Annotated in this window: 19 protein-coding genes; 7 read left to right on the plus strand and 12 right to left on the minus strand. The window is 33.0% G+C overall.

Going from position 1 to position 25,275, the window contains the following annotated elements; all coding sequences use genetic code 11:
- The first annotated feature begins 53 nt into the window (after window positions 1–53).
- The gene (locus tag THEBR_RS10120) at window positions 54–482 is read left to right on the plus strand and encodes a PPC domain-containing DNA-binding protein (RefSeq protein WP_012269708.1); all 429 of its coding nucleotides are present in this window, start codon (window positions 54–56) and stop codon (window positions 480–482) included.
- Between the two features lie 12 nt (window positions 483–494).
- On the opposite strand, the gene THEBR_RS10125 is transcribed toward THEBR_RS10120, so the two are convergent.
- The 4 genes from THEBR_RS10125 to THEBR_RS10140 all read right to left on the minus strand — a co-directional run bounded on the left by THEBR_RS10125 (window position 495) and on the right by THEBR_RS10140 (window position 4,148).
- On the minus strand, window positions 495–1,562 hold the full coding sequence (locus THEBR_RS10125) for an NAD(P)/FAD-dependent oxidoreductase (protein ID WP_012269709.1): 1,068 nt from the start codon (window positions 1,560–1,562) through the stop codon (window positions 495–497).
- A gap of 2 nt (window positions 1,563–1,564) precedes the next feature.
- Window positions 1,565–2,665, minus strand: coding sequence for an NAD(P)/FAD-dependent oxidoreductase (locus THEBR_RS10130; protein WP_003870796.1), 1,101 nt, complete (start codon window positions 2,663–2,665; stop codon window positions 1,565–1,567).
- A 1-nt stretch (window position 2,666) separates the two neighbouring features.
- A complete protein-coding gene (locus tag THEBR_RS10135) occupies window positions 2,667–3,125 on the minus strand; it encodes a ferritin family protein (RefSeq protein WP_003867071.1) in 459 nt (152 codons plus the stop codon).
- An 87-nt stretch (window positions 3,126–3,212) separates the two neighbouring features.
- Window positions 3,213–4,148, minus strand: coding sequence for an L-lactate dehydrogenase (locus THEBR_RS10140; protein ID WP_003867072.1), 936 nt, complete (start codon window positions 4,146–4,148; stop codon window positions 3,213–3,215).
- A gap of 150 nt (window positions 4,149–4,298) precedes the next feature.
- Between THEBR_RS10140 and THEBR_RS10145 the strand changes: the two genes are divergently transcribed.
- Together THEBR_RS10145 and THEBR_RS10150 are read left to right on the plus strand one after the other, a co-directional pair.
- On the plus strand, window positions 4,299–4,823 hold the full coding sequence (locus THEBR_RS10145) for a hypothetical protein (RefSeq protein ID WP_003867073.1): 525 nt from the start codon (window positions 4,299–4,301) through the stop codon (window positions 4,821–4,823).
- Window positions 4,824–4,999: 176 nt separating this feature from the next.
- Window positions 5,000–5,746 carry a DUF881 domain-containing protein gene (locus tag THEBR_RS10150; protein ID WP_009051914.1) on the plus strand — a complete coding sequence of 249 codons (747 nt, stop codon included), beginning with the start codon at window positions 5,000–5,002 and terminating at the stop codon, window positions 5,744–5,746.
- 109 nt (window positions 5,747–5,855) lie between these two features.
- On the opposite strand, the gene THEBR_RS10155 is transcribed toward THEBR_RS10150, so the two are convergent.
- From THEBR_RS10155 to galT, 4 genes are all read right to left on the minus strand, one after another.
- Window positions 5,856–6,476 (minus strand): DedA family protein, encoded by a 621-nt coding sequence (locus THEBR_RS10155; RefSeq protein WP_003867076.1) that lies wholly within the window; start codon window positions 6,474–6,476, stop codon window positions 5,856–5,858.
- Between the two features lie 82 nt (window positions 6,477–6,558).
- A complete protein-coding gene (gene glgA / locus THEBR_RS10160; protein WP_003867077.1) occupies window positions 6,559–7,725 on the minus strand; it encodes a glycogen synthase in 1,167 nt (388 codons plus the stop codon).
- On the minus strand, window positions 7,718–9,295 hold the full coding sequence (locus THEBR_RS10165; RefSeq protein WP_003867078.1) for a hypothetical protein: 1,578 nt from the start codon (window positions 9,293–9,295) through the stop codon (window positions 7,718–7,720). Before THEBR_RS10165 ends, glgA begins: the two co-directional genes overlap by 8 nt.
- 24 nt (window positions 9,296–9,319) lie before the next feature.
- Complete coding sequence (gene galT / locus THEBR_RS10170) at window positions 9,320–10,291, minus strand: galactose-1-phosphate uridylyltransferase (RefSeq protein ID WP_012269710.1); 972 nt, start codon at window positions 10,289–10,291, stop codon at window positions 9,320–9,322.
- A 322-nt stretch (window positions 10,292–10,613) separates the two neighbouring features.
- Between galT and THEBR_RS10175 the strand changes: the two genes are divergently transcribed.
- The 4 genes from THEBR_RS10175 to ltaE all read left to right on the plus strand — a co-directional run bounded on the left by THEBR_RS10175 (window position 10,614) and on the right by ltaE (window position 13,085).
- Window positions 10,614–10,790: a MarR family transcriptional regulator gene (locus THEBR_RS10175; RefSeq protein WP_003867080.1), complete on the plus strand. Its 177-nt coding sequence runs from the start codon at window positions 10,614–10,616 to the stop codon at window positions 10,788–10,790.
- Window positions 10,791–10,806: 16 nt separating this feature from the next.
- On the plus strand, window positions 10,807–11,241 hold the full coding sequence (locus THEBR_RS10180; protein ID WP_003867081.1) for a Fur family transcriptional regulator: 435 nt from the start codon (window positions 10,807–10,809) through the stop codon (window positions 11,239–11,241).
- Between the two features lie 3 nt (window positions 11,242–11,244).
- The gene (locus THEBR_RS10185; RefSeq protein WP_003867082.1) at window positions 11,245–11,907 is read left to right on the plus strand and encodes a peroxiredoxin; all 663 of its coding nucleotides are present in this window, start codon (window positions 11,245–11,247) and stop codon (window positions 11,905–11,907) included.
- 140 nt (window positions 11,908–12,047) lie between these two features.
- Entirely contained in the window at window positions 12,048–13,085 is a 1,038-nt protein-coding gene (gene ltaE / locus THEBR_RS10190) for a low-specificity L-threonine aldolase (RefSeq protein ID WP_012269711.1), read from the plus strand.
- Between the two features lie 21 nt (window positions 13,086–13,106).
- On the opposite strand, the gene THEBR_RS10195 is transcribed toward ltaE, so the two are convergent.
- The 4 genes from THEBR_RS10195 to addB form a co-directional block, all read right to left on the minus strand.
- On the minus strand, window positions 13,107–16,640 hold the full coding sequence (locus tag THEBR_RS10195) for an AAA family ATPase (protein WP_013570851.1): 3,534 nt from the start codon (window positions 16,638–16,640) through the stop codon (window positions 13,107–13,109).
- The gene (locus tag THEBR_RS10200; RefSeq protein WP_012269713.1) at window positions 16,621–17,838 is read right to left on the minus strand and encodes an exonuclease SbcCD subunit D; all 1,218 of its coding nucleotides are present in this window, start codon (window positions 17,836–17,838) and stop codon (window positions 16,621–16,623) included. Before THEBR_RS10200 ends, THEBR_RS10195 begins: the two co-directional genes overlap by 20 nt.
- 152 nt (window positions 17,839–17,990) lie before the next feature.
- Window positions 17,991–21,692, minus strand: coding sequence for a helicase-exonuclease AddAB subunit AddA (addA, locus tag THEBR_RS10205; RefSeq protein WP_012269714.1), 3,702 nt, complete (start codon window positions 21,690–21,692; stop codon window positions 17,991–17,993).
- A complete protein-coding gene (gene addB, locus THEBR_RS10210; protein ID WP_009051917.1) occupies window positions 21,673–25,122 on the minus strand; it encodes a helicase-exonuclease AddAB subunit AddB in 3,450 nt (1,149 codons plus the stop codon). The genes addA and addB overlap by 20 nt, the downstream gene beginning before the upstream one ends.
- Window positions 25,123–25,275: the final 153 nt, after the last annotated feature.

Consider the following 25,275-nt stretch of genomic DNA (forward strand, 5'->3'; position numbering starts at 1 on the left):
GTTTATGATATAATTAATAATGTAAAAAATAAAAGTTAAAAGGATGTGGTTTTATGGGGTATAAAAGTGTATTAATTGAGAGAAAGTTCATGGGTAGATTTCCATACGGGAAAGACTTACTTGAAGAAATCAATAAACTGATTACAGAAGAAAACATACTCTCAGGAGAAATACGCATAATAGGTGCTGTATCAAAAGCAGTATTTGGCTACTATGATGCACAAAGCAAAAACTACATCTACATATCAAAAGACGAACACATGGAAATACTAAATGCCATAGGAAATATCTCCGTAAAAGATGGCAAGCCCTTTGCTCATGTCCACATAACATTAGCAGATAAAAACGGAAACGCTTTTGGCGGCCATTTGATGGAAGGGACAATAATATTTGCTGCAGAATTCGTAATAACAGATTACGGTGACAATAATTTGGAAAGAGTTTACGATAAAACAACAGGCCTTCAATTGTGGAATATTTAAGGCCCAGTTTAATCACTGGGTCTTGTTTGTTATTTTTGCAAGAAAATGTAAATATTTTATCACATCTAAATTAGTTTTGTACATCACTCTTTTAACTATAGGATTTCCAATCATTTTTACTATTCTATCATAGTCTTCATTTTTTATACTATCCATCATCTTCCTAAAATCTACAAGTTTATCAACTTTATCTGTTATTTTCTTTACTTTTTTTTCATAATCTTCGCCATGTTTAATTGATTCAGCTGAATAAACCGCACTTTCTACAGCGTTTAAAAGTCCAAATCCTAAAAAAGGACCTAAAAAACCTCCTGCATTTCCTATTAGATATATATTGTCTATTTGGTGTCTATCTGTTATACTTATGTCTAATTCCGTCTCAAAAGTTTCTATCATCTCATAATTTAGTTTTTCTTGATACAAAAAGGTTTGCCACATATTTTCAATCTCTTCTTTTTGCGTATAAGTAGCCACAAGAATTATTGACGCTTTATTTTGACTAAGAGGTACAAGATATGCAAATCCTGACCTCGCGTACATTGTGTTAAGCCATAAGTACACAGTATGAGGCTCAAAATCTCCTAAAGCAATTCCTCCTTTGATCCTTGAAGAAACTATATTTTCAACTTCTGTAAGTTGTTTTGCTATCATACTATTTCCTGTAGCAACTACCACATAATCATAAGATTTTGCTAATTCCTTGTAATCCGCATTAATATTAAAATTTATCTTTGCATTTATTCTTTTTGCCAATTGGTTTTCTACACTTTCTTGCTCTTGACCTCTTTGCACAATATATCCAAGATTTTCTCCCTTAATAACTGTTATGTTTTTTGGAGATTTGATAATTATTTTTTTCACTTTGGTCAAAGGTATAATAGAAATTCTAAACTGACTCTCCATAAACTTAAGAGGATCTTTGTGAGGCCTATGAACAATTTGCAACAGCAATTCTCCAAAAGAATAGAGGCTTCCAATTGTATGCTTCCTTTCATAAATATCACACTGTACACCTAATTTTTCAAGAATGTAAGCGCAGCATAAGCCTGATACTCCTGCGCCGATTATTGCCACTTTCATTTTTATACCCTCTTTCTATGTTCATAAGGCTTATTGTGTAGCTTGTTTACTGTATATTCCATAAAAAGTGAACCGTATTTTATCGCATTGAAATTAGTATTGTAAACAAGTTTTTTCACAGGAGGAAAAGTAAGAATTTTTATAAACTTGTCCAATTTATCATTGTCCATAAGGTCTAAAGCTTTTCTAAACTCCAACATTTTTATATTAGCATTTGACAAAAAACTAATTTCTTTTTCAAAGTCAATTCCCTCTGCTATGCTTTTAGCAGCTATTGCCCCACTCATAATAGAGTTAAAAGTTCCAAATCCTAAAAAAGGCTCTATCGCCCCTCCTGCATTCCCAACAAAAAGCAAGTTTTCATATTGATGTGGAAAACAATTACCCGAAGTATGCTGCAAATCCACCATATTGACAATATCTACATTCATTTTCTCTACTTTTAGAAAGGTATCCCAATAATACTGCAGCTCTTCTTTTGAAATGTAAGGTATAACCATAGCTAAAACAGCTCTTTTTTCATTGTAAGGAATCAAATACACATAGCCGCTCTTAGTGTATAAAGTATTTATCAACATTATAAGAGTTTTTGTATCAAAATTTCCTAATACATTTGCAACTCTCACCCAGGTCGTCACCAGCTCTTGCCAACACCCCAATTCTTTTGGAATTTGCGAACTTCCCGTAGCAATAATGACATAATCGTAATTATTTTTTAACTTCTTATAATCAGCTTCTATATTGAAATTAACTGGTATTTCTAACTTATTATACAATTGATTTTCAAGAGAGTTTGCGTCCTGTCCTCTTAAAATCATATACCCAAGATTACTCCCAGTAACAGAAGCTGTTACAGTTGGCCCCTTCATTACTATTTTGTCAATGGTGTTAATTGGTTTAACTTCTATTCCATAAACATTTTTAAGATGATGAAGCGGATCCTTTATAGGCCTATTTATCACTTTTAATAACCCCGCAACATGGTTAAATAATTCACCTATTTTGCACTTTTTTTCAAAAATATCTGGTGTAATGCCATACCTTTGAAAAGTAATTGCCGCAGCCAGCCCTGAAACACCAGCACCAATAATAGCCACTTTCATATTAACTCATCTCCGGTGTATTTAAAACTGTGTTATTTGGAATAGAAGGTTTCGATTCCAGACTTTCAATCTCCATTTGAAGAATAGAAATAAATCTCATAACATCATCCCTCATTTGAGTAAACAACTGTCTAACGTAAGGATTAGTAATATTCACAACAGTTTCATTATAAAAGGCTTGAATATTAACTAAATTTTTTAATAAATCTTGAAGCATGTCTAAAGGCTCTTGAGACATATTTTTTTTGACAAGGGAATTAATATGCATAGTCTTTTGTGCCTTTTTTATGTCTTCTTTATGATTTTTTATCATTATTTCAATTTGCTTTAACAATGCTTTTATTTGATTATCTACTGATTCTTTCCCATATTCTCTTACTTTATCCAACAGTATCTTTTCTAAATTTTGTGCTTCAACAAAGGCACTTAAAATAATCTCCTGCTGAGTTATTTTCTGCACGACTATCACACCCTAAAAAATCATTATTTTAATTATTATATTTTCACGCTGTGACTTTTTATATACAAAAAAAGAGGGTTTCCCCTCTTATATATCAAGCTCTTGTATTACACTTTTGATAACTTCGGCTGATCTTCTAAAAGCAGCAATTTCTTCCTGTGAAAGTGGTAATTCAAGTATATTTACGATTCCATTTCGTCCAACAACGGAGGGAAGGCTCAAAGCCACATTTGTAACACCATATTGGCCGGTTAGCGGAGATGACACAGTCAAAATGGAATTTTCATCTCTGAAAATAGCTTCTACGATTCTTCTTACTGCGAGAGCAACCGCATAATATGTCGCACCCTTTTTTTCTATTATCGTATAGGCAGCTCTTACAACATTATTAAAAATCTCCTCTCTAAAATCTTTTTCACATGCTTTTCCACATAAATTGCAGTAATTATCAATTGGTATGCCTGCTATGTTCGTAATGCTCCAAGCTGCAAGCTCAGAATCGCCATGCTCCCCAATTATATATCCGTGTATATTCCTCGGATCTATGTTACAATGTTTGCTTAAAAGATATCTGAATCTCGCACTGTCGAGAACTGTGCCAGACCCCAATACTCTTCCGTATGGCAAGCCAGATATTTTATAGGTAACGTATGTAAGAATATCTACTGGATTTGTAACTATAAGGTATATTGCTGTGTCATTTACTTTAATAAGTTTTGCCACTATGTCTTTAAAAATCATCGTATTTCTCTTCACTAAGTCAAGTCTGGTTTCTCCCGGTTTTTGTGCTGCTCCCGCTGTAATGATTATTATGTCAGAACCTGAAACATCACTATAATCTCCCGCGTACAATTCAACTGGACTAATAAACGGTACGCCGTGGCTTATATCAAGAGCATCGCCTTCTGCTTTGTCTTTATTAATATCTATTAATACAATAGTTTTGGCAATCCCACTCAAAGCCAGTGTGTATGCAGTAGTAGCACCGACAAATCCAGAACCTATTATAGATATTTTGTTCATAATATCTTCTCCTTTTCAATATTAATTTTCTATTAATAATAGTCTATCAAATTTCAAAAAATAGTCAAGTCTATTTTTTCTCTAATAATTTAAAATATTCAACGTTTAAAATGATTCCTCTGTGGAATATTAAGAAAGAGGTGATATTTTATGGGAGATATACATGAAATAAAGTCTTTGATGGAAGAACTCATAAAAAGTGAAAAAGATAAAGAGATGGCAAATAAAAAAATGCAAGAAGTGCTTGTAAAATCCATTTCAGAAATAAAAAACATACTTTTGGCAATAAAAAAATACATAGGAGTCGAAAATATAAAACTTAGAAGTTATAGCGGAAAAACTTTTGAAATAGGAGAAGGTATAATAATTTACGATAAAAGCATAGATGAAAAAATAGTTTTAAAACCCGACAACATTTTTTATCACTATAAAATAGAAGGGGAGGAATTAATCGCAGTTCCAATCTCCGACCTTGAAATGCATAATTACATTACTTATGATACGCTTTTTGAAACTGTAAAAAACTCCCTTAAAAAATGTATACAAAAAAACGAAGAAGATATACGCCTATATAGAAGTACCATGTTGAAAATAGATAAATACAATAAAGAATTAGAAGAAATATTGTCACTAAAAAATTCTATAGAAAATAAAATAAAAAATGACAACCTCTGATATGAAAAATGTCAGAGGTTTTGTAACTTTTTTGTAATAAAAACTTAATAATTTCTTAATAAATTTTAACATTTTCCATGTTATAGTATTTATAGAGTATCATAGTTATTTATAAAAGTGCATATAAGCTGAAACCAAAAGCAAGACGAAGATGTCTTTTTATATAGAGAAAGGATGTGGAGAAATTGAAAGGAAAGGCATTGCAAACTTTATCTTTGATACTTGTATTTATTGCAATGGGTCTCATGATTTCTATGCAATTTAAAACTGTACAAGGCGGCGATAAACCTCCTACCTCTATTTCAGTTACAAACTCTGCAAGATTAGAAGAACTTACTCAACAGCTCAAAAAAGCTCAAGAAGAAAAGGCAAATTTAGAACAGCAATTAGAAGAACTCACTAAAAGATTTAAAGAGTACGAAGATGTTGCATCAAAAGATGATGCCGCTTTAAAAAATCTACAGCAGGATGTTGAAAAATACAAAATTTTAGCAGGACTTACAGATATGGTAGGCCCAGGAGTTATAGTAACGGTAAATGACAGCGACTTACAGCCTCGAGACGGGGAAGACCCTAATTTGTACTTAGTCCATGATGAAGATTTATTAAGTATTGTAAATGAATTGAAAGCGGGTGGAGCTGAAGCAATAGCTATAAACAACCAAAGAATAATTGCAACATCTGAAATACGATGCGTAGGTCCAACGATAATCATAAACTCTACCAGGTATGCTCCTCCTTACGTAATAAAAGCAATAGGAGACCCTGACACATTGCAAGCAGCTCTTAATTTAAAAGGCGGAATAGTAGATACTTTAAGATTTTATGGTATTAAAGTAGACATACAAACTTCTGATAAAATAGTGGTACCTAAATACAGTGACCCTATTAAATTCTTTTACGCTAAACCTGTGACTCCCTAAACTCTCTTACCTTTTTAATAAAGGATAAACTTCCGACACATTCTCTAAACTCATAGCATATATCCTCTATATCTAAAAGATCAGATACATTTGCTATCTTCTTAATAGTTTACGTTAGATACTTTTCTTTCATCCAAAGGAGTACCTTCCAAACTACATATAAAAATATCATAAAGCCTATTGTAGAAGCAAAATACACCCAAGGCGGTTGGCTCTTTCCGAAAAAGTTTATGTTAATCAATTGTTTTGCAGCAAGATAAGACACTACTGCCCAAAAAGTAGACCATATAAAATCAGCAATAGCAGAAAACACCACATACACAGTAAAATTCATACGCGTTATTCCCGAGGCCCAAATAGCCGGGGTCCGCGGAAGTCCTATTAGCCTACCTAATAAAACCGTAAATCCTCCATATTTAGCAAACCATTTATCCATAGCTTCAAGGTCTTTTACTGTTATTTTTAGATATTTACCGTACTTTTCAACAACAGGCCTACCTTTATAATAGCCTACCAAATAAGCTATCACATTTCCTGTCACATTTCCTAATGCAGCGATGACTATAACATAAAAAAGGTTCATTTCCCCCTTTGAAACCAAGTACGCTGCAGCGAAAAATAATATTTGCACTGGTCCCGGCATTCCAGTTCCTTCAATCATAAGCCCTATAAAAAGCGCTATGTAGCCATAAATTATTACCGAATTATAAAGAAAAGATTCTCCTTCCATGGCCACACCATCCATTATTTTTTAAGTTTATTATAACACAAAAAAACAAAGCAGGGAAATTGTCACCCCTGCCTTAGCGCATTTATTTTTTATATTTCTCTATTACATCCTTGTACATCTCATAAGTCTTTTTGGCGATGCTTTCCCAACTAAACATCTCTTCAACACGTTTTCTCCCATTTTCTCCAAACTTTACAGCTAAATCTTTGTTATTTAAAAGTATGTTTATATATTTTGCCAATTCTTCAGAATTGCCTGGTTCTACAAGGAATCCTGTCTCTTCATGAACTACAACCTCTTTAATTCCTCCTGTAGCACTTGCCACAACAGGAGTTTTACAAGCCATTGCTTCTAAGTTTATTATACCAAAAGGCTCATAAATAGAAGGACAAACAAAAACTTCAGCATTGCTGTACAACTCTATAATTTCTTCTTTTTCTACCATTTTATTTATCCAAATAATATTGTCGTAAAGTTTAACCTTTTGCTCTACTTCTTCTAAAACCTCTTGTGTATCTGGAGAACTAGCACATAGTACAACCTTTATATCCTTAGGTAGATACTTTACTGCATCTATTAAATAAGTAATGCCCTTTTGCCTTGATATTCTTCCTACAAAGAGAATGTATTTACCCTCAATTCCATATTTTTTGCGAGCAATATTTCTATCTGTTTTCTGGTATTGGTTCAAATCTATGCCGTTATATATAACTTCAGCTTTTTCTTCTGGAATATTGTAATACTTCAATATATCTTCTTTCGATCCTTGTGATACTGCTATAACCCTATCAGCGGCTTCAATTCCTGTTTTTTCCATCCAAGAACTTAGCTTATATCCATTTCCTAACTGTTCCTCTTTCCATGGCCTTAAAGGCTCAAGGCTGTGAATTGTAACTACAAGGGGTTTATCATACAATTTTTTAGCTAAAAAGCCCGCCATGAAAGTATACCAGGTATGGCAGTGTAAAATATCTGAGTCTATCTCATCTTTCACCATTGCCAAATCTATGGAAAAAGGCCCCAAAACTTTCTGATATCTTGGATCTGAATTTTCCTTTAACTTATCCCACTCTTTATATCCACGGACTTTTACATTATCAGCCGTATAATCTTGGTCACCAAAGCATCTCACATCTACTTTCATCAGTTTAGACAGTTCCCTGACAAGATAATCTACATGAACGCCAGCTCCACCGTAAATATTAGGTGGGTATTCATTTGTAAACATTGTAACTTTTAACTTATCCATAATTTACCTCCGATCTGTGCTTTTCTAATTTCAAATCCTCAATACACTCTAAAATACCTTTTAAAGGTATTCTAAACCAAGAAGGTCTATTATTTACCTCATAAATTCCTTCAAAAAGAGCTTTATCTAATTTAAAAATAGCTAAAGCCTTATCAAAGTTTTTACCTTCTGGTACAATGTCTGGTGCTTCCCTTGTCACCAATTCCAAATAGTTTTCCACAAAGGTCTCTGTGACAGCTTTTTCCCACCATAATAGCGCTTTTTCTATTTTTTCATCCCGAAACTTACCTTTTGCATTAAGATAATTAAAATAAGCAGCATAAGCAGCATAACTAAAAGAGCGTATCATGCCTGCCACATCTTTTAATGGAGATATTTTTTTTCTCCTCACCTCAATAGGTTTTGTCGGTTCCCCTTCAAAATCTATTATCACATATCCCTCTTCAGTCTTTAAAATTTGCTCTAAGTGTAGGTCTCCATGACATCTTATATATTTGCCAAAAACAGCAGTATCTTTAAATTCTTCTAATTTGCTCATTAAAAAATCTTGTTGCTTTACAATCTCTTCTATCATTGAAGTTATTTGTTCATCGAAAGTTGACAATTTTACAAAATTTAAAAGTTTAGTAAAATTATTTTTTATACTTTTTACTATTTCTTCAACATCTGATATTTCCACATTTCTTTTAGCAAAATCTTCTTTATCAATATAAGACAATTTAATATGCATATCGGCAATTATCCTTGCTATCCCTCTTACCTCTTCAAGGTAATTGCTCAAGTATCCTTCTACGTAACTTTCCTTAATTTCATCATAATCGGATAAAGTAGAAATTACAGAAGACAAATACTCTTCGGTATATTGCCACATGTCTCCCATGTTTTTAATGTGTTCCACTATTATAGCAACAGTGTACCTTTCTCTGTTCCTGTCTTTATATAAAAAATATCCTCTTATATCTTGAACATTTCCAAAACCTGCATTTTTAAGTTCAAAAGTCATTTCAAGGTCAGGATTAACTCCTTTTACAAATTTTCTATAAGTCTTTATTATTTCATCTTTTTGCAAAAATGTTAAACTATTACTAGACTTATTGCTCAGCCTTCTTGAACTGTATATATCGTCTTTTTTAAGATTATAAGGAATTAATTGGGCACCAGACTCAAATTTTATAACTGTTTCTTCACTTAACACTTTATTTAAAAACTTAACATAATTTATATCGTCAATTCCATCGTATATAAAAGCTTTTAAATTTGGATTCTCAATAATATCTATTAAATCATTATTCCTAAAATAAGGAGTTATAATTAAAGGCACATAATAAAGCAAAGTAATCTCTTTCTTACTCGTTGGAGCTTTCACCACAAAAGCTATAATAGCTGCAATTATAATCTCAGTTTCCTTTTTAGACAATATTGCATAATCAAATAAAAATATATCTAAAATATTATAAGCCTTCTCCTGAAACCACCTAAACTTTTTAAAATTGTCTTTATCTATATTTTTAATTATATCTTTCAGTTTTGTAGGTATATCTTCAAAGTTGAAGGTTTTATCAATATACATTTGACCACTTCTTTCAATAGAATTTCATTCTATTCTTAAAACTGATGCTGCCAATTCTGGTGGCACAGGATTTATATAAACTCCTGTCCCTAACTCGAAACCAGCTGCCACAGTAAGCCTTGGAATAATTTCAATATGCCAATGATAATTTCTTATATCAGAAATTGGTAATGTGTGAATCACAATATTATATGGAGGCAAGTTAAATTCTTTCTCGTACTTTTCTATAAGAGGCTTCAAAATTTCAGTCAGACTTGCAATATTTCCTTCTCTTAACTCTTCAAATCGCTCCTGATGCTCTTTGGGTATTACCCATGACTCATAAGGATATTGAGATGCATAAGGGGCTATAATAATGAAACTCTCATTTTCAGCTATTATCCTTTTACCTTCTTCTTTTTCATATTTGACAATTTCACAATAAGGACATTTGCCCTTCTTCTTAATATATTCTTGTGTACCTGTTACCTCTTTTTCTACTACATCTGGAATAAAAGAAATAGCTATAATCTGCCAGTGCCCGTGTTCTAAGGAAGCTCCTCCTCTTGCTCCAAAATTTTTGAACACCTGAATGTATTTTATTTTATCGTCTTGAGCAATTTTTTTATAACGCTCAATTATTGCCATAAAAACTTTTTGCATTTGCCCTAAAGATAAACTTCCAAAAGTTACATCGTGTTCTGGTGACTCTACTATCACTTCTGCTACACCATAACCATATTCTGCTTTATAAAGGGATGGTACCTCAAAGCTCTTTAAATCCCTATTCACGGCTGCAAATTTATTTTCAAATCCTCTCACTAACCAGTTCCCTTTTTTATCCTTAATTTCAACTAAAGTAGGAGGAGTCATCTCTTCATTCATGGGGCAAAAAGGGCAAGTATTATTATTTTTCTTTCCCTCATAGTTTACATTGAAATCATGAGGTCTTTTACCTCGCTCTGTAGCTATAATTACCCTTTTACCAGTTATAAGGTCATATCTTATTTCGGACATTTGTAAGACCTCTCCTATTCTTTTTAGTAAATGCAATCGAATGCATCCCACATTAAAAAAAGAATTTGATTAATTTTGAAAATTAATCAAATCGGGGAGAAATGTCAAGAACTTTTATGCAACCGAATGCATTCTACTATTATAATATACTTTTCCTTTAAAATTGTCAATGTTTTTTTGAAGATTACTGCTTCATTTTTTAATAATTTCTTCTCATGAAGGAAAAAATAAAACAAAAAACTGTTGACAAAACTAAAAATTAATATTATAATAAAATTGAAATCAATACAAAATTAAATTTAATACAAATGAGGTGAGATAAATGGAAGTAAAAGAGTTGGTACTAAAAACTTTAAAAGAATCCTCTGAACCTTTAAGACCAGGAGATATTGCTCAAAAAGCTAATTTAGACAAAAAAGAAGTAGACAAAGCTATAAAAGAGCTAAAAAAAGAGGACTTGATAATGTCTCCCAAAAGATGCTACTACGCAGCAAAATAATCGTGAGAAAGAAGTAATGAAAATGACTTATACAATAGAGCAATTAAAAGATTATTTAAAGAGACATGATATAAAGCCTTCTACCATAAGGATAAAAGTATTAGAATACCTTTTAAACAATAGAATACACCCAACAGCTGATGACATTTATCAATACTTGATAAGCGAAATACCAACCCTTTCAAAAACCAGTATTTACAACACATTGGAATTGTTTATGGAAAAAGGAGTTGTAAATGCTTTATCTTTGAAAGAAAAAGAATTGCGATATGATATAAACACTTACTTTCACGGACACTTTAAATGTGAAATATGTGGCAACGTATATGATTTTCCCGTATCAGAGGAAATTATAAATGTAGAAGAATTAAAAGGCTTTGTAATTAGAAATGTTGACATAAATGTTTATGGCATATGCAAAAAATGTAATGAGAAAAATAAGGAGGTTTAAAAAATGGAGGAAATTAGAATGAAATTGTTAGGAGAAAAATTCCCATCTATGGAGGTAGTAACAACTCAAGGAGTAAAGAGACTGCCTGAGGATTACGCGGGAAAGTGGTTTGTGCTTTTTAGCCACCCAGCAGACTTTACACCAGTTTGCACAACAGAATTTGTAGAATTTGCAAGGAAAGCTAATGACTTTAAAGAATTAAACACTGAATTAATAGGTCTATCAGTTGACCAAGTTTTCTCCCACATAAAATGGGTAGAGTGGATAAAGGACAACACAAACATAGCTATTCCTTTCCCAGTAATAGCTGATGACTTAGGAAAAGTCTCTAACCAATTAGGAATGATTCATCCAGGCAAAGGTACCAATACTGTAAGAGCAGTATTTATAGTAGACGACAAAGGAACAATAAGACTTATAATGTATTATCCACAAGAAGTTGGAAGAAATGTAGATGAAATATTAAGAGCATTAAAAGCATTGCAAACAGCAGACCAATACGGCGTGGCACTCCCTGAAAAATGGCCAAATAACTACTTAATTAAAGACCATGTAATAGTCCCACCATCCACTGATGAAGCTTCTGCAAATGAAAGAAAAGAAAAAATTAAATCAAAAGAAATTGAAGCTTTTGACTGGTGGTTTGTACACAAGCCTTTGAAATAAGGTCACTCATAAAATATCCCTTCTTTTCGACAGCGACGACCTCTTTAACAAAGTAGGTCGTCGCTTTAGTTTGCTGATAAATGAAATCTTTATGAGATGTGATATAATGGAAGTAAGCTTAAGTTGATAGGGGGATAAAAATGAAATATATAGATTTGAGAAGCGATACAGTAACTCTTCCAACACAAGAAATGCGAGAAGCTATGTATAAAGCTGAGGTAGGTGATGACGTCTACGGCGAAGAACCTACAGTGAGAAAACTTGAAGAAATGGCAGCAGAAATGTTGGGAAAAGAAGCAGCAATGCTAGTAACAAGCGGTACACAAGGTAACCAAGTCTCAATAATGACTCACACTCATCCAGGAGAAGAAATTATTGTAGAAGAAAACTGCCATATCATAACTTATGAAGTTGGAGGAGTGGGATACCTTGCAGGCGTACAGACAAAAGCTTTGAAAAGCAACAAAGGTGTCTTAAATCCTGCCGATGTAGAAAAGGCCATAAGGCCAAAGGACATACATTACCCCGTCACAAGTCTTATCTGCCTTGAAAATACTCATAACAGAGCTGGTGGCACTGTAACTCCAATTGAAATTATGAAGGAAATATACGAAATAGCTCAAAAACATAATATACCTGTTCATTTAGATGGTGCGAGAATATTCAATGCCGCTACTTATCTTAAAGTAGATGTAAGAGAAATAGCCAAATATGCAGATAGTGTAATGTTTTGCCTCTCCAAAGGCTTATGCGCCCCTATTGGGTCGGTAGTCGTCGGCACAAAAGATTTCATTGAAAAAGCAAGAAAATACCGCAAAATGTTAGGTGGTGGAATGAGACAAGCAGGTTTTATTGCAGCTGCTGGCATTGTAGCACTTGAAAAAATGACAAAAAGGCTACAGGAAGACCATGACAATGCAAGATTTTTAGCAGAAGGATTAAAAAATATACCGGGAATAAACCTCGACCTGGAAACAGTGCAGACTAATATTGTAATGACAGACATTTCAGGCACAGGAATGACAGGTAAGGAACTATCCTTAAGACTAAAAGAGCATGGAATTTTAATAAACGACGGGAATGATTTTGCAGTAAGATTTGTAACTCATTATTACATAAGTAAAAAAGAGATTGAAAAAACTCTCGATGCAATTGAGAAAATTGTAAGACAGTTTTAGAGAGAAGGTATCCCCTTCTCTCTATGTATATTCTATTCTCACCTTACTCCCTTCGCCAGAGACGGCAGGTGGTGTAACAATTAGTTTTACAGGTACTCTGCCTTTTAATTCATCTACATGGCTTATTATGCCCACTACCATTTTGTCTTTTTTAAGCCTTTCTAAAGAGGTCATCACTATATCCAAAAGTTCCGCATCAAGACTTCCAAAACCTTCATCTAAGAAAAAGAATTCTAAAGGTGCTCTTCCCTTTAATTGTATATGAGAAGAAAGAGCCAAAGCCAAAGAAAGGGATGTCAAAAAAGTTTCACCGCCAGATAAAGTATCTACAGACCTTCTTACTCCGCCATTGAAGTCATCTCTCATTACAAAATTGTTGTCTGAATCAATCTCAAGGGCATACCTTCCCCTGCTTATTTCCTTAAGCCTTTTTGATGCAAAAAAGGTTATATATTTAAGCTGTCTTGCGGCAATAAAATCTACAAATTTATTTCCCTGAAAAAGATTGTCCAATTCATTTAATATATCCACTACACGCTCTAATTCCTTTTTCTGCTTTGTAAATTCTTCTACTTTTTGCAAATTCTCTTGCATATCTGAAATAGCCTTTTCTGTAGCGCCTATTTCCTTCCTTTTTTCGTTTAAGACCTGTTCCAACCCTTTAATGCTTTCTTCTAATTGATTCCATTCTTCTTCATTAATTTTCTGCCCCTTTAATATCTCCATCAGTCTGTCTATACTTTTGTTTACAGATACATATTCATTTTCAAAATTCTTAATTTCTTCCTCAATTTTTTTAATATTTTCACTGTCTAATAAATACTCCAAAGCCTCTTTTTTATCCTTAAATCCCTTTTCTAATAGAGCATTTTCTAATTTTTCACTTTGTTCCCTAAACATATTATTTAAAAGGTCCCGACTCTTACAGGCAGATATCTTTTTACTCTCTATATTTTGTTTATCCTTTCTTGCCTTTTCTAAAGTTTCTTTTAAAACACTCTCCATTTTTGTAATTTTTTCTTTATTATACTGAATCTCTTTTAAATATTCTTCTATGTCTCTACCTTCTGATAAAGAATCAAACTCCTGCTGCCTCTCCCGAAGGTTTTTACTTTTTTCCTTACCTATTTCCTCTATCTGTCCTTTCCTTATTGAAAGAGCATTGAGATTGTTTGAAAGGGTTTCCTTTTTATTTGTCAATTCTTCAATCGTATTTTTAAAATTCTCTATTTCATTCCTCAGGCCTTCTATTTCCCTCTCTTTTTGATTTATTTCTTCCACTTTTTCTTTAAAATCTGAAATCCCCAATTCTTCCCTTGATATTCTTAACTGACCTTCTAATTCACTGTAAGTTATACTAATAGCCTCAAGAGAAGACTCAAACTCTTTCAAAAGGCTAATATCTTTATTTATACCTTCTTTTAATCTTGTATGTTCTAAATCTAAACTTGCTTTTTCCTCCTTTAATTTTTTAATTAAGGTCTCTAATCCTTCCTTACTCTTATTCCATTTTTCTAATTTTTCTTTCCACTGTATAAAATCAGACTCCATCTTATTTAATTCTTCTTCTAACTTTAAAAGGTTAATGTCTTTTAATATATCCCACAGTTTATCATATTCTTTTTTATACATCTCTTCTTTGACTTCTATTCCTGATAATTCACCTTTTAATTTAAAAAGCTTACTTTGATAGTCCATTATATCCTTTTCTAAGTTTGCCTTTATTTCCTGCTTTTCTTTTATTAAGTCTTCCTCTACCTTTTGTGCCAATCTTACATGATGAATCGAACCACAGACAGGACAGGGAACACCTTCTTTTAATCCCTCTGCCAGTTCACCTGCCATGTTGTTTTTTACAAGTTCCTCTATATCTTTTTTTACTTCTTCCAAACTATTATTTTTATTTTTTAATTTCTCTTCAATCTCTTTTATCTCATTATTTATTTCTTCTTTTATTTTTAAAATTTCTTTTAAATTATTTTCCGCCTCATTTTTTAACTTTTCTTTTTCTTTCAATTCTAAAATTTCTACTCTTTTTCTTTCTAAACTTTTTTGCAGGTCCAAAAGGTCTTCATTTGTGGGAGGCTTTTGCATTTCAAGTTTTTTTATATTATTGTCAACCTCTTGTATTTCTTTTTCTTTTCGTTTCAATAAATTATCTATTTTTTCAATATCTTTCTGCTGCTTACCTATTAGCTCTTTTAATTCTAAAATTCTTTTCTCCTTTTCTTTTTTCTCTTTGTCTGCCCTTTCAAACTCTTTCTGAATCTCAAAAGCAGCAAAAATTTTTTCCCTTTTATTCGAATCAACTTTAATTTCATTAATTCTTTTTTCCTTCTCACCCAACTGTCTTTTTGCTATATCTATAGAATCGGACAGGGCTTTTATTTCTCTTTCTATCCCATCTATCTGCTTTTTTAAATCTTTATACTCCTTTACAAGTTTCTCCCTTTCACTATTAATCTTTTTTATCTCATCTCTCAGTTTAAAAGCCCTTTTAAGCCTTTCTTCCTTTTCAATTATGAGAGGAATTTTTTCTTCCTTTTCTTTTAATGAAGCCTCATATTCTTTTTCTACCTTCTCAAGTAATTTTTCAGCCTCCTCCAACTCTTTAGAATACTTTTCCACATCCTTTTGATTTAAAATGAGTTTTTTCTCTGTCTCCACTAAAGAGTCTATATACGGTTTTACTGATAATGCCTTTTCCGCTTTTTTTAACTTTTCCTTTTTATCTTCTATTTCTTTTAATTGCTGGTCTAAGACTTCCTTCTTATGCAAAAATTGATTTAACTCCTGCTGTTTTTCCCATATCCCTTTAAGTTTTTCCCTTTCTTTATCTAATTTATCCTTTTGTTCTTTTAAAGTTTTCTCTTCTTCTTTTAAAATCTCAAACTTTTTCTTTAAATCTTCCAATGCTTCTTTAGTAACACCTTCGTGCTGACTTAACTTCGCATTTACCTCATTCAATAAATTACTTTTTTCTCTCTTTACATCTCTTATTCTAACAAGTAATTTGCTTCCATACTTTTCTAAGCCAAAAATCCTCTCTAACATGTCCCTTCTTTCTTTGCCTGTTAGCTTTAAAAATTCACTAAATTTCCCTTGTGGAAGCACTACAGAACGAGTAAAATCCTCTGCTGTAAGTCCAATTAAATCCACTATTTTTTGCTGAACTTCCCTATCTTTTTCTGCCAAAACTCTTTCTCCACTTTCCCCTATTTCCCGCAGTCTTGCTAATGTAGTTTTATAACCGCCGCTTTTTGCGTCCCTTTTTACATTTCTCTCAACTATATACCTTTTTCTTGCCCCATCAACACCTATTTCAAACTGGTATGTCAAAGACATAGATGTAGATTGAGTATTTATAAAATCCTTGCTATTTCTGGGAATTTTCCCGTACATTGAAAGAGTAATTGCATCTATAATAGTGGATTTTCCACTTCCTGTGGGACCAAATATGCCAAAAAGTCCTTTTTCTGTTAGGACTTCAAAATCAATAATTTGTTCTTCTACAAAACTATTAAGCCCAGCAATTTTAAGCTTCAGAGGTCTCATCTTCCTCATCCTCTTCCTTTATTATACTCATAAAAAGTTCTAAAACCTCCTCTGTTGGAGGAACTTTGTTTTCCTTTAAATAAAATTCTTCAAAAAGTTCCTTTACACTTTTATCATCTATCTCATAGTCTTCAATTTCCATCTCATCCTCTGGCAAAATTGGCTTTATTTCAACTATATCCGGTAATATGCTCTTCATTTCTTTTATCTTTGAAGAAGGCAGTGGAAACTCAGTTTTAATCTCGAAATATGCCCATATATCTTTATCCCTGTATTCATTGCAAATCTCTAAAGCTTCCTCTATACCATTACACCTAAACACTTCAATAGGCTTGTAATTTTTAAAATATATTTCCTTCACAAGTGCAGGTTCTCCTGCCTTTAAATCTACTAAATAAGCACATTTAGAATGGTTCATCTCACTTTTGCTGTACTGAAGAGGGGAACCAGAATAATAAGCAGGAAGAGTAGAAGAAATTCTCTGTGGTTTGTGAAGGTGTCCAAGAGCTATGTACTGTGCCTTTTGCGGCAGGTGCCTTATTTCTACTGTAAAACTTCCTCCCAATTGAATTGGCCTTTCTGAACCTGACTCCTCTCCTCCTGCAACAAAAATATGAGATACCGCAATGTTTATAGTATCTTCTCTGTATTTTTTCGAAAGGTCATTAAAAATTTCACCAACTCTTTCAGAGTAACTTTTCTGCCTTTTTTCTTCCTCCAATTCTGATGTAAAAATTTCATTTAGCCTTTTTTCACTGGGATAAGGAAGAGCTATAATTACAGCTTTTTCGCCTTTTATCTCAATTTCTAAAAAACCTTCTCCCGAATCTAAAATTTTAAACTTTCTAAAATCTCCTTTAGGAGCAATACTTTTAGGAGTACCTAAAAGTATCACTCCATGTTCATATGCAAGAGGGCTTGCAGCTGAAAGCCTCTCTGGATTATCATGATTTCCTGCTATGACCAAAATCACTCTTTCCCCGTTGGAAAGTTTTTTTAAAGTTGTGTAAAAAAGCATTTCCGCCCTTGCAGGAGGGTTTGAAGAATCGTATATATCCCCGGCAATTATGACCAGGTCTACATTATTTTCCTCCACCATCTGCACAAAATCCTCTAAAAATTTCTCCTGCTCTTCAATCCTTGAAAAATTTTCAAGGCTTTTTCCCAAATGCCAGTCTGAAGTATGTAAAATCCTCATTTTATCACCCTTAATATTTTATCTTTCACTTAGAAACGATAAACAATTGTTACAAGCTTATTATATCATAAAACTTATACCAAACAGAGGGGACGGTTCCTTTTGTTTGAGCCAAACAAAAAGAACCGTCCCCTCTGTTTGACGCATGTCTATCAATACTCCAAAATGTTCCCATTGAAAAATAGATAAATGTATTTTTCTTTTACCTTTTTGCCTGTAATATTCTCTAATGCCTTTGAATATAGTTCTATCTGAACTTTATATCTTTCTTTAATTTCTTCTACTTTGCCTTCCTGTACATAGTCTGTTTTATAATCTATTAAAACTAAACCATCCTCTTCTTCAAAGAAACAATCAATAATTCCCTGCACCTGTATAAACTCATTTTCGTATTCTTCAGGCAAATCTTTGTAAATCTCCCTGCTGCTCAATTTAATGTGAAATGGCACTTCTCTTTTTACATTTTTTGAACTTAGCATCCTTTCTCCAAGAGAGGTTTTGAAAAATCCTTCGATTTTATGTATATTCACTTCTTTTGCTTGCTCCTCTGTTAATATCTCTCTATCTACCATATCTTTTATCTGTTCTTTAATACCCTCCAAAGACAAATCCTTATCTAAATCAAGTTTTTGCATGACAAGGTGCATAGCTATACCTTTTTCAGCTGCAGTTAGTCCTTTTTTCTTTTCTAAAAATATGGGTGTTTTTAAAACTTCTCTTTCAAAAATAGATGTGGTATCTTCGTCAACTACTTCTGCATTTAAAATGCGCTTAACCTCCGTCACAGAAAGCTTGGCAGGTAGGTAACATGCTTTTTCGTAAGGATATACATAGTTTAACCTTCTTTCAACTTCTTTGTAAAACTCGCTGTAGTGGGCATCCAAGTCTAAACTTCTTAGTCTTTCCACCACATCTACTTTGTCATTTTTCTCTTTTTCTAAAAGCACATCCTTTTTATTCCATAGTTTTACTTCCCATTTTGAAGCGTCTTCTTCTTCAGAAAGAGAAACACCTGCAAACTCTCGTAAAGGTTCTAAGTCTTTGTGCCTTATAACAGCTGCTCCAATCCAATCCATGTAGCTTTTGCCATTTAAAATATCATATTCAGAAACCTTTTCCTGCAAAATTGCCGCATTTGCCCATTTCCTCACATTTTTCTTTATATCTCTTGCACTTCCTACAAGTATTAATTTTTCTTTTGCCCGTGTCAGTGCAACGTACAAAACCCTCATTTCTTCAGATAGGCCTTCTAACTTTATCTTATACTTTATAGCCTCTTTTACAATGCTGGGATAAGAAATCCTTCTTCTAAAATCTACAAATTCAGGACCTAATCCTAAAAAGTGATGGTACAGAATCTTTTGATATAGGTCTTTTGTGTTAAACTGCTTGCCCAACCCTGCAACTATCACCACAGGAAATTCTAAGCCTTTGCTTTTGTGTATGCTCATGATCCGTACAACATTCTCATTTTCTCCGACAATTTTAGCACTTCCCATGTCGCCACTGCTCACTTTAAGTCGGTTGATAAAATTTATAAAGTTAAAAAGGCCTTTAAAGCTGGTTTCCTCGTACTGTTTAGCTCTTTCAAATAAAATCCTCAAATTTGCCTGCCTCTGAACCCCTTGAGGCATAGCAGCAACATAAGAATAATAACCAGTATCTTTATATAAATACCAAAGAAATTCATCAACAGGCATATAAACAGCCTTTTCCTGCCACTTTTTCAGTGTATCTAAAAAATTCTTAGCCTTTTCACCTAATTCGTCTTCCCTTTGAGAAGCTTTTTTGATTGCTTCATATATGGTTTTCTCCATATCCTCTAATCTTAAGTCAATAAGCTCTTCTTCTGTAAAAGAAAAGATTGGAGAGCGAAGCACAGCTAACAATGGTATATCCTGCATTGGATTATCTATCACTTGTAAAAGAGATATTATAGTCTTTATTTCTGTTGTATCAAAATATCCTGTGCCCGTATCTGCAAAAGCTGGAATACCTGCCTGTGTCAGTTCCTCCAAAAATACCGGTGCCCACCTGTCAGTAGCCCTAAGTAATACTACAATATCCCTGTAATCAACTACTCTGTAACTTTTTATATTCTTATCGTAAACCATAAAATTTTGTGAAAAAAGCTGTTTTATCCTCTCTGCTACAACCCTTGCTTCTACCTGTATATCATCAATTAAGTCCTCCTCTTCCTCCTCAAAATCTTTTTCCTCATTTTTTTCCTCCTCTTTTTCTTCTACTTCCTCTTCAACCTTTTGTTTTTCTATAAGGTGAAGTTCTACGGCACCACCTGTAACAGAATCTTCGGGAGGAATTTCATACTCTGCCCCATAATTTAATTTTTCTTCTTCTGTATAGTTTACTTCCCCTATATTTTTTGACATTATCTTTTTAAAAATATAATTTATGGCTTCTATAACTTCTATTCTACTTCTGAAATTTTTATACAGCAGTATTTTTTGATTCTTTTCTCCTGTATCAAGAGAATAGCTATTGTATTTCTCAAAAAATATATAAGGGTTTGCCTGTCTAAATCTATATATACTCTGCTTTACATCTCCTACCATAAATCTATTGGGAGGATTTTCTCTTGCGATTATACTAAGTATCTCCTCCTGTATCAGGTTTGAGTCCTGATATTCGTCTACAAATATTTCTTCAAATTTTTCTCTATAATGCAAAGCTACTTCTGAAGGATTTACGGCTCCTTCCTCATCAATCTCAGTCAAAATTTGAAGTGCAAAATGTTCAATATCGTTAAAATCTATTATTCCTTTTTCTCTTTTCTTTTCCTTATACTTTTTATCAAAAAGTAGTATTAAATCCGCCAAAGCTTCCATAATAGGGTACAAAGCCTTTATTTCATCTTTTATTTCCTCTACGCTGTCAGAAAAAAACTTTTCCTTTATTTCTTTTATTTTATCTTTTACTTTTTTTCTTATATTTGAAACTTCTTCTTTAACATTCTTATTTGCATCCTTACCAGCATTGGGAAGCCTTTCAAACTCAATTGCCTGTATGTGATTTTTAAATTCATTCCAATTATCATATTGGAGGAGCTGCTCTATTTCATAAGCTTCCCTCTGAAAAGCATGAAAATATCCCTCAAGCCCCGCCTCGTTTTTGAGTTTGTCGACAGCCACAAGCATGGTATTTAAAATCCCAGATATTTCTACTTTTAAACTATCCAATATAACCTCAGCCCACTTTGAAGTTTCAAATTTGAAATTATCCTCTACTCTAAAAGTGTTAATCACATCCTTTAGCCATTTTTCAGGCCAAGGGAGAGACCTCACAAATCCATAAAGTCTTAATAGGATGTCCTGCAAATCTTGGTCATCTTTTGTGCCACCATAACTTTCCACCAATGTCAAAAAACCTTCCTTATCTTTATCCTCTTTAGCATACATCTCTTCAAAAAGTTCTTCTGACGCTTCCAATTGCAAAAGCAAGGTTTCTGTATCATCTCCAATTCTAAAGTTAGGGTCTAAATCCAGCAAAAAAAAGTTATTTCTGACTACTTCCAAACAAAAGGAATGGATTGTTGTAATAGTAGCCTTGTTAAGAAGTGTCAGCTGATTCGCCAGCCTTTTATCCTCCGGATTTTGGTCCAATATGGCAATTAAAGCCTCTGCAATTCTCTCCCTCATCTCAGATGCAGCAGCATTTGTAAAAGTAACAACTAACAACCTGTCAATGTCTACAGGATTTTCTTCATCTGTTATGAGATTTATAATCCTCTCTACCAAGACAGCCGTCTTACCCGAACCGGCTGCTGCCGCAACTAAAAGATTGCTTCCTCTTGTCGTAATAGCTTGTTTCTGCTCTTCAGTCCACTTTGTCCCCATCTTTATTCACTTCCTTTTGTAACATATTCCAAATCTCTTCCTCTTTTTGCTCTTTTATAAACATGTATTTATTCCCTTCAAAATTGGTTTCAAATTTGCATACAGAAGAGTAAGGACAATACTTGCAAGCAGTTTCTTTTCCTTTTCTATAAGGAGTAATAGAAATATTGCCATTGATCATTTGTTCCGCCAAATCTTTTATCATATTTTTTACATGTTTTCTTAAAAGTTCAAACTGTTCTTTTGTAGCTCCCTTTGTTTTCTTGCCTATTGTACCGTCTTTATTAATAGAAGCAGGAATTATATATGAAGTACCATTTATAGATTTGTCCATCTCCTTTATTATTTCGGCATCTTTAAGCACAAGGCCGTCCAATCTCAGCTTTTTTAAAATTTCTTTTTGCAGTTCTTCGTCAGTTATATCTTTATCAGCCTTCACAATCGGGTCATCTATTCTAAAATAAAATATGCCTGCCGGTTTGATATCTGTATTTTCTTTATCCGCACTTTCTAATATCGCATCCAAATATATTAAAAGCTGAAGCTCTAAACCATAAAATACATCCTCAAGTTTTAATTCTTTGTTGCCTGACTTATAATCTATTATTCTTATATAAGATTCCTCGCCTTTTTCAAACACATCTACCCTATCAATTCTACCTATAAGATTTATCTCTTCTCCATTGGACAGAATTATTTTTATAGGTGGATACATTTGGTTTTCCCCAAATGCAACCTCATGTCCTGAAGGAATAAAAGAACTTCTCTTTATGTGTTCAGAAATCACCCAAACTGCATTTGAAAGTACCCTTGTAAGTCTTTTGGAAAGATATTCATAACGGGGACTGCTCTTTAGAATGTGTTCAGATACACCTTTTAGCATATTATCCACTACAATGTTCACTACCTCATCACAATACTCTCTATCTAAATCCTCCCACGTCTTATCCTCTTTTTCCAATGCTTTAGAGACTTCGTTTAAAACATTGTGCATAAAGATTCCCAAGTCTGGCGGATCAAAACTGTAAATTTTTCTTTCTTTGGCTTTAAGTCCATATTGTACGAAATAGGCAAAAGGACAGGCAGCATATTTTTCAAGTCGTGAAACACTAAAGTTTATCTCATCTTTATACAGTCTCTTTATTTTAGCAGAAGGAATTACTCTAACTTGATTAGAATAATTAAATCCTTCAAGCACCTTCTCTATCCTTTTTCTCCACACTTCTTTATTTGAATACCAATTGTACACATCTAACCACAAGGAATTTATTTTATCTTTTATATCCCATTCTTTGAAAGATTTTATCATTTCATTAAAAGTGGGATCAGGAGAAGAAACACGGTGCAAGTTTTCCTCATCTGTATCCATCTCTATTACATTGCTAAACTGCGTAATTTGAGGGAAAATCCTCTTAAACCTTGAAATTATTATAGAAGGCCTCAAACTCCTACCCTCATGGTCTGCAATAGGATAGCTTATCCTCAAAAATTTACTTGTGGAGGTCAAAGCTGTATAAACCAAAAATTGTTCTTCAAACACCTTAGCCTTCGTATCCCTATCCAGTTCTACCTCATAAGAAGTTAGAATCTGCCTATCTTCATCTGTAAGTATACCTTCTTCAAAAGAGGAAGCAGGAAATATCCCATCATTTGCCCCTATTACAAAAAGGGCTTTTGCATTATGGCTTTTCATCCTGTCAACACTCGTTACTAAAACTTCATCTAAAGCTGGCGGTATACTGCCAATCTGGTATGCTTCAAACCCAATGTCTAAGATTTTAGAAAAAAGGTCTATGTTGATTTTTTCTTCTCCCATAACTTCTACCATCTGATCCAATACATCCACAACTATGTCCCAAATTTGAGAATATTGATTTGCTATCTCAAACTCTTTATTCTCTTTGAACTCTCTAATGAGATTTTCTATCCTCTGTGGAATATCCCTTTCTACTAAAAAATTGTATAAAATCTCACAGGCTTCCCTAACCGTATTTGCATTGGAAAAGTCTTTATAAAACTTATTAAGAGGTTCCGAAATGCCGTTTTTTATTGTATTTACTTTTTCTAAAGCTTCTTTTTCATCTTGATCATCGAATAACTTGTCAAGTCTATTTCTAAAACTATATTTCCATTCTTCTTTCCACTTGCCGCCCTTTATGCCGTTTGCTAAGACATAGTTTTCTAAAAAACTTATATCTTCTTTATTCAGATTTGTAAAACCAGTCTTTAGGTGCCTGAAAACCGATTCATAAGACCAATTTTTTAAGTATATTTCGAAAAGGGAAGTTATGTAGACAATAATAGGATTGTTTTTTATGTCTAATTTTAAATCTATAAAATGTGGAATTCCATAATGGGAAAATATAGTTTTTATAAGTTTGTGATATCTTTTTAAATCCCTTGCAGTAACTACAATATCTGAATAACGTAAATTTTCATCTCTTACAAGCCTTATTATCTCTCTTGCTGTTTCTTCTACTTCACTGTAAACATTCACTGCCTTAAAAAGGCTTATATTTTTTGTATCCTTACTATAAATCTTGTAAGGATATGAAAAAAGATGCTTTTCTAAAAAAGCCATTTCTTCATTTTTTTCAAATCTTTTTGGCACACCTTCGTTTAAATCTACAGGTTTTTCATAAGAAATATTATTTTCATAGCATATTTTAAGCAATTTATCTTCTGTCTTCTTGGTAGTGTAAAAAAGGTCTGTGTTATCTATTGAATCTTTCGATGTGTCCATTGTGAGAGTGACACTTACTCTGGCAGCTTTTTTGAGAAGCTTTTCTAAAACTTTGTACTGTTTTGGTGTAAACCCCGTAAAACCATCTATCCAGAATTCTGCACCTTTAAATTGCTCAGAATACTCCAATTTTTCCGCTAACAATGTAAGAGCATCCTCTTCATCTATGTATTTTTGATGAAGAAGTTCATCAAATTTGCCATATATCAAGCTTAACTCTCTTAACTTTTCCCTTAAACCTTCTTTTTGTATACTTTCAGCTGTATCCATAAGCTTTTCTGGTGTGACTTCAAACCTTTTAAACTCTGTTATTACCTCAGAAATCTTTTTTATAAACCCCTGCTGTCTTGAAGCTTTATAATAAACTTTAAGGTTTTCTTTTAAATCCTCCATTATCTTGTAAATCACCATTGACCTGCCACAAGAGTTGACGTGCTGACGTGTAAGCCCTCCAACCTCTGTAAAAACTCTGTTTGCCAAAGTTTTAAAGCTTAAAACCTGCGCCCTCATCTTTCTATCTTTTTCCACTGTCTCAAGAAGATATTTTTCTGCCTCAAAAGTAAACTGCTCTGGCACCAAAAGTATAAGAGGATGACTATTGCCGTCATTTATTTTTTCTTTTATTTCACGGAGGCAAAAATAAGTCTTGCCTGTACCTGCTCTTCCATATATAAACCTTATACCCATAAAATCAACTCCCAAAAACTTATCTATATAGATGTTACCACATTATTTACTATTGATAAAGATAAAAAAAATACAAGAGGACACTCCCTTTGTTAATAAGATAAACAAAACGTCCCCTTGTATATTACTCACCATAAACTTTGCAAATTTCTA

The organism is Thermoanaerobacter brockii subsp. finnii Ako-1 (genome assembly GCF_000175295.2).
GTDB classification, from domain to species: domain Bacteria; phylum Bacillota; class Thermoanaerobacteria; order Thermoanaerobacterales; family Thermoanaerobacteraceae; genus Thermoanaerobacter; species Thermoanaerobacter pseudethanolicus.

Bases quoted from the DNA above. Each gene is read 5' to 3' on its own strand.
- THEBR_RS10120 (WP_012269708.1), top strand. From the start codon at position 54: ATGGGGTATAAAAGTGTATTAATTGAGAGAAAGTTCATGGGTAGATTT.
- THEBR_RS10125 (WP_012269709.1), bottom strand. From the start codon at position 1,562: ATGAAAGTGGCAATAATCGGCGCAGGAGTATCAGGCTTATGCTGCGCT.
- THEBR_RS10130 (WP_003870796.1), bottom strand. From the start codon at position 2,665: ATGAAAGTGGCTATTATTGGTGCTGGTGTTTCAGGGCTGGCTGCGGCA.
- THEBR_RS10140 (WP_003867072.1), bottom strand. From the start codon at position 4,148: ATGAACAAAATATCTATAATAGGTTCTGGATTTGTCGGTGCTACTACT.
- THEBR_RS10145 (WP_003867073.1), top strand. From the start codon at position 4,299: ATGGGAGATATACATGAAATAAAGTCTTTGATGGAAGAACTCATAAAA.
- THEBR_RS10155 (WP_003867076.1), bottom strand. From the start codon at position 6,476: ATGGAAGGAGAATCTTTTCTTTATAATTCGGTAATAATTTATGGCTAC.
- glgA (WP_003867077.1), bottom strand. From the start codon at position 7,725: ATGGATAAGTTAAAAGTTACAATGTTTACAAATGAATACCCACCTAAT.
- THEBR_RS10165 (WP_003867078.1), bottom strand. From the start codon at position 9,295: ATGTATATTGATAAAACCTTCAACTTTGAAGATATACCTACAAAACTG.
- galT (WP_012269710.1), bottom strand. From the start codon at position 10,291: ATGTCCGAAATAAGATATGACCTTATAACTGGTAAAAGGGTAATTATA.
- THEBR_RS10175 (WP_003867080.1), top strand. From the start codon at position 10,614: ATGGAAGTAAAAGAGTTGGTACTAAAAACTTTAAAAGAATCCTCTGAA.
- THEBR_RS10180 (WP_003867081.1), top strand. From the start codon at position 10,807: ATGAAAATGACTTATACAATAGAGCAATTAAAAGATTATTTAAAGAGA.
- THEBR_RS10185 (WP_003867082.1), top strand. From the start codon at position 11,245: ATGGAGGAAATTAGAATGAAATTGTTAGGAGAAAAATTCCCATCTATG.
- ltaE (WP_012269711.1), top strand. From the start codon at position 12,048: ATGAAATATATAGATTTGAGAAGCGATACAGTAACTCTTCCAACACAA.
- THEBR_RS10195 (WP_013570851.1), bottom strand. From the start codon at position 16,640: ATGAGACCTCTGAAGCTTAAAATTGCTGGGCTTAATAGTTTTGTAGAA.
- THEBR_RS10200 (WP_012269713.1), bottom strand. From the start codon at position 17,838: ATGAGGATTTTACATACTTCAGACTGGCATTTGGGAAAAAGCCTTGAA.
- addA (WP_012269714.1), bottom strand. From the start codon at position 21,692: ATGGGGACAAAGTGGACTGAAGAGCAGAAACAAGCTATTACGACAAGA.
- addB (WP_009051917.1), bottom strand. From the start codon at position 25,122: ATGGGTATAAGGTTTATATATGGAAGAGCAGGTACAGGCAAGACTTAT.